The sequence below is a fragment of the Acinetobacter sp. CY05 genome, from assembly GCF_059515805.1.
The window spans coordinates 1-4,338 of record NZ_JCAKMW010000049.1 but is presented as its reverse complement, the minus strand read 5'-3'; the positions used below and the strand labels follow the sequence as shown (position 1 = coordinate 4,338).

The following is a 4,338-nucleotide window of genomic DNA, read 5'->3' as shown; positions in this document are numbered from 1 at the left end:
TAGATTTGTACTGTTATATAACTTCAGTACAAAAATCATGATTAAAAAGCAATCAGAATGAGGAAGCGATGGCATCCGAAATAAAATATCCAGTCAGCACCGTAGCTATTCAAAATCGCATGCAAGAATGCTTTAAAGCGATGTCTGTAGATGAAAAGAGACTCCTGATTTTGGCATCACCACTTGCGAGAAACCTAGATGCAACGGAGCAAACCAGCATTTTAATTTCAGCACAAGACTTTGCTAATGAGTGCCAAATTAAAGTCAACTCCGCTTACAAGCAGATCGAGATTGCAAGTAAAAAATTGATCGAAAGATCCTTCTCATATACCAATGAGAAAGGGAAAAAAGTGCATTCCAATTGGGTCATTGATGCTACTTACGAAGAGGCGGGAATTAACATTCGATTTACAAGTGTTGTTCTCCTCATGCTTAAGGTTTTAGATAAGCACAACCCATACACCAAGTATAAAAAAACAACAGTCCTTAAGCTTAAAAAAGACTATGCCATTGATTTTTATCATCTTGCTAAAAAACATGAGAAGCTTGGCGGTTTCTATTTATCACTCGATCAACTTTTTGCTGAGTTTGGCTTGCCTGAATCTTATCGAGATCTAAGCAACTTAAAACGACGGGTTTTAAAAACACCATTGGATGAGATTAACACGCACACAGAAATTACCATGTCATATACTCCTATTAAGAAAGGTAGGTCTGTAGTGGGATATGAGTTTTCGGTAAAACCAAAAATTTTGGTTAAAGAGGACTCCCCAAAAACTAAGCCATCCAAGCCACTAAAGCTAACGGAGGCTCAAATTAGTTCTTTTGCGCCAAAACTAGCTGAGGATGCCACTTTTGGCTCTAAATTCGCTCAAGATGGGGAGGAAATGCAAAGCTTCATCTATCGCTTACGCCAAGAGCTATCACAGGAGAAGTTTCTGGAGAAGTACTTACCCTATTTAAAAACTGTCGGTTTTTCCTCTTAATTTTTTTCAGGATTTCTCTTATCAACCCTAGCATCCTCAAGCATTTTGAGGATGTCATCACGGTTTTTTTGATCAAAAGGACTATTTTCAGCTATCCGTTTCAAGAAGGTGATGGGATCAGAAAACTGCGGATACTCCGAAGCAGCTATCTTGATAAAACCCTCTAAAAGCCCTCCATAAAAGCATAGCCTTGCCGTTCTAGCCCTACGCTCAGCAGTCGGTGAGGTACCACGCTCAGCTTTCTTGCTGAGTGACTGAGCCCGATTTTCAAGTCTTTTAGCAAGGTCCACCTCCTTTGCCTTATTTTCATCAGCATCTACACAAGCTTTTAAAGCTTTTTGTAGTGCTATGTACGCCTCACGACCTTCGATCCCATCCAGTTTTAAAGCTTGCCTTTCGAGTAGAGAAAGTGACTTAGGTGGCTTTCTCCTTATGACCTCAAGCCTTGCATACCAAGCCTTTCGATGCTTTACCACCCTAGCGAAGTCCTGCAGTTTTTTGTGCATGTGGGGCTTAAGACAGTCCAGACTTGAAAGTGTATCCAGCTGATAAAAACCACTCTCACCTAAAGCCTTTAAGACCTCAGAAAAGCCCGTATCTACCGCCATCATAAGCTCATCGGGGATCTGAATATAAGCCTCCCTCAAAGCTGAGATCTCATCATGAGAAAAGCTTTTTCTAGGTGCGCCTTTTCTTTTTTGTGTGTCAGTCATGCTTAAGCCTTTTTGCTTTTTTTTAATGATAGGCCAGCAACTCAATTTATTTTTTTATAACCGAAAAACATCAATAACTTCACTTATTTTAATTTGCGAACGCAAATTAAAATAATGTGAAAGCTCGTTTCCGTGTGTCTAAATCTTCGATTCAGACACACTACTACTCGTGCTCCGCAGGCTCTGCGAGGCCCATTTAATAGAGGTGGTGAGCGTGTTTTTTACAAGTTACAAGCACATAAAAAAATCGAGTTATAAAACCGCCAAAGGCAAAGTCATAAAGCAAGCTTCAGCTAAAGGGGCGTACCACTACATCACGAGAACGGCACACTTCAGCAAAGGTAAAGATGGTGAGCATGTCGAGTTTGTACAGCATGGCAACATGCCCACCTGGGCCACTCGCCCGGAAGATTTTTGGAAAGCAGCCGACTTGTACGAAAGGTCCAAGGGGCGTGTGGCTTCGACCCTTGTCATCGCTTTACCTAAAGAGCTTTCGCCAAAAGAGCGCACAGCTTTAGCCAAAGACTTGATCATAATGCTTTGCGATCAGTACCGTTACCCCTTCAGCGCAGCGGTACACGTTCATAAAGGGCTGATCGGTGACGTAGATCAACCGCACCTACACATCATGTACAGCGAGAGAGCCTTGGATGGCTTCGAAAGAGACCCAGCGACTTTCTTCAAGCAACCGCAGGGCGGTGGCTGCAGGAAGATCACGGCTGATGTCTTAGGCTATGGCAAAGAGTACGTGAGCCATATCAGGGAAACGGTTGAGGAGCATACCAATGACCACCTAGCGCAGTTTGCACCCACCAAAATAGTGACCATAGAGGGGCATAAGATAAAAGTGCCGAGCTATGTGTCATGCCTAAGTACCAAAGAGTATAACGATCAAAACGGAACAAATCTGAAAGAAATCAATATGATACCGCCTGAAATTCTATACAGTTCAAAACCTAAAGACATTGAAGAAGCCGAAAGACTCAAGACAGAAATCAGAAAAACAAGGCAGGAAAATGATGCAAAAATGTATGCGGAGTACTTCAAAAACCAAATCGGCTACTACCCTCAAGCTGTTTTAGACATTAAAAAACCAAAGCCAAAGCAAGAAAAATCAAGCGGTATGGATTTTGATTTTTAAAGATATTAATCAATAAAAAATTAGCATCTATAAATAATGAGGAAGCTTATGCTTCCTCAGTTTTATTACCACTACTTTCATCAAGGTACTTTTTCAGGCGTGAATTTTTCAAAGCATACATACGCTTGTATTCTTTTTCGATAAGGTGAGCCACCACATCTTTTTTACTTTTCTTAGGCTTTTTTCCACTTTTTTGTGGCTCAGAAGCCACCAAAGCATCCAACATCTGCCCTACCCCTTCAGGAAGCAATACTTCTAAACGTACCGATTTTTCTAGCTTTTGACGCTCTTTATACTCTTTTTGCCTAGTCTTTAGATCCTTAACCTGTTTTTCAGGGGTAGGGGTCGATTTTGTGGTTTTTTCAGCACTCATTTTTATATATACCTGTTTTTTTGGTCGTCCAATTTTTAGTATATCACAGCAATAAAAAATAAAAGTTACCCTATAACAAAGATCAAAAAATAAGTTTAATTAATTTCTAGTTACCCTATAACAAAATAAAGTTACCCGATAACTTTTTTATATTTAATTTTATATAAATTATTAGTTACCCTATAACAAAATAAAGTTACCCTATAACAAAATTAAGATATTTCTATCATTTCTAGTTACCCTATAACAAAATAAAGTTACCCGATAACTTTTTAATAAAATTAAATTTATAAAATGTTACCCGATAACAATGAAAATCTTGCATATCGAAGTCAAAAAATCACTTTTATTGATGTCTGATCGGAAAATAGGTCGAAATCAAGCCTCAAATCCCCTCTATTTCGCCATATTTTGCGATTTAAGCCACTTTTCAGCCCATTGGTATACCTATGTACCACCCAGTGTTAAAAGTAGCTAAAACCCTGCTTTTTTTATTAAACGGCTTTTTTTGCTTCTCAAAGAGAGATCTTAGCGAGTGTCTACGAGCGAAGTGTCAAAAGTCGCTTACTGCCCCTCTGAAAAACCGCTTTTTCCTCAATGCGACTTAGGCTAAAAATTTTTTTAGTAGCAGTTTTTTGCTTCTAGACCGAGCGAAGCGAGCATAAAGACCTTATGAGCGAAGCGAATTCCTAGCCGTTTTTGCTTTTTTGATTTCACACCGAAAGTAACCAAAATTGCCCCTAAGAACTGAGCGCAGCGAAGTTCAATAGAGTTTGAGCGTAGCGAAAACATAGGGCAATTTTTTGTGAATTCTATTTTCTTATTTTAAAAAAGCTTTTAAAAGCTTTTCGCCCCTCTGAAAGCCTTGCTATCAAAGTGTTTCAGAGTTTAAAACGGTACAAATAGCATGATTAACGGTACAAATAGCATGATTTCAGAGTTTAAAACGGTACAAATAGCATGATTAAACGGTACAAATAGCATGATTAATAGTACAAGAGTAGATTTGTACTGTTATATAACTTCAGTACAAAAATCATGATTATTTTTTGAAAGTGTGTTACCGTTATAGGTACAAAAATAGATTTGTACTGTTATATAACTTCAGTACAAAAATCATGATTA

The 4,338-nt window shown here is 38.7% G+C and carries 4 protein-coding genes; 2 read left to right on the top strand and 2 right to left on the bottom strand.

Annotated elements, in window-relative coordinates:
- Window positions 1-68 precede the first annotated feature (68 nt).
- Window positions 69-986, top strand: coding sequence for a RepB family plasmid replication initiator protein (locus AC5YCD_RS15610; protein ID WP_496130873.1), 918 nt, complete (start codon window positions 69-71; stop codon window positions 984-986).
- On the opposite strand, the gene AC5YCD_RS15605 is transcribed toward AC5YCD_RS15610, so the two are convergent.
- Window positions 983-1,699, bottom strand: coding sequence for a hypothetical protein (locus AC5YCD_RS15605; protein ID WP_496130872.1), 717 nt, complete (start codon window positions 1,697-1,699; stop codon window positions 983-985). The two genes, AC5YCD_RS15610 and AC5YCD_RS15605, sit on opposite strands and share 4 nt — an antisense overlap.
- A 214-nt stretch (window positions 1,700-1,913) precedes the next feature.
- On the opposite strand from AC5YCD_RS15605, the gene AC5YCD_RS15600 reads away from it, so the two are divergent.
- Window positions 1,914-2,840 (top strand): MobA/MobL family protein, encoded by a 927-nt coding sequence (locus AC5YCD_RS15600; RefSeq protein WP_496130871.1) that lies wholly within the window; start codon window positions 1,914-1,916, stop codon window positions 2,838-2,840.
- A 46-nt stretch (window positions 2,841-2,886) separates the two neighbouring features.
- Here AC5YCD_RS15600 and AC5YCD_RS15595 read toward each other — a convergent pair whose 3' ends face one another.
- The gene (locus AC5YCD_RS15595) at window positions 2,887-3,213 is read right to left on the bottom strand and encodes a hypothetical protein (protein WP_496130870.1); all 327 of its coding nucleotides are present in this window, start codon (window positions 3,211-3,213) and stop codon (window positions 2,887-2,889) included.
- Between the last annotated feature and the right edge of the window lie 1,125 nt (window positions 3,214-4,338).

Coding starts and splice junctions, on each gene's coding strand:
- AC5YCD_RS15595 (WP_496130870.1), bottom strand. CDS start 3,213: ATGAGTGCTGAAAAAACCACAAAATCGACCCCTACCCCTGAAAAACAG.
- AC5YCD_RS15605 (WP_496130872.1), bottom strand. CDS start 1,699: ATGACTGACACACAAAAAAGAAAAGGCGCACCTAGAAAAAGCTTTTCT.
- AC5YCD_RS15610 (WP_496130873.1), top strand. CDS start 69: ATGGCATCCGAAATAAAATATCCAGTCAGCACCGTAGCTATTCAAAAT.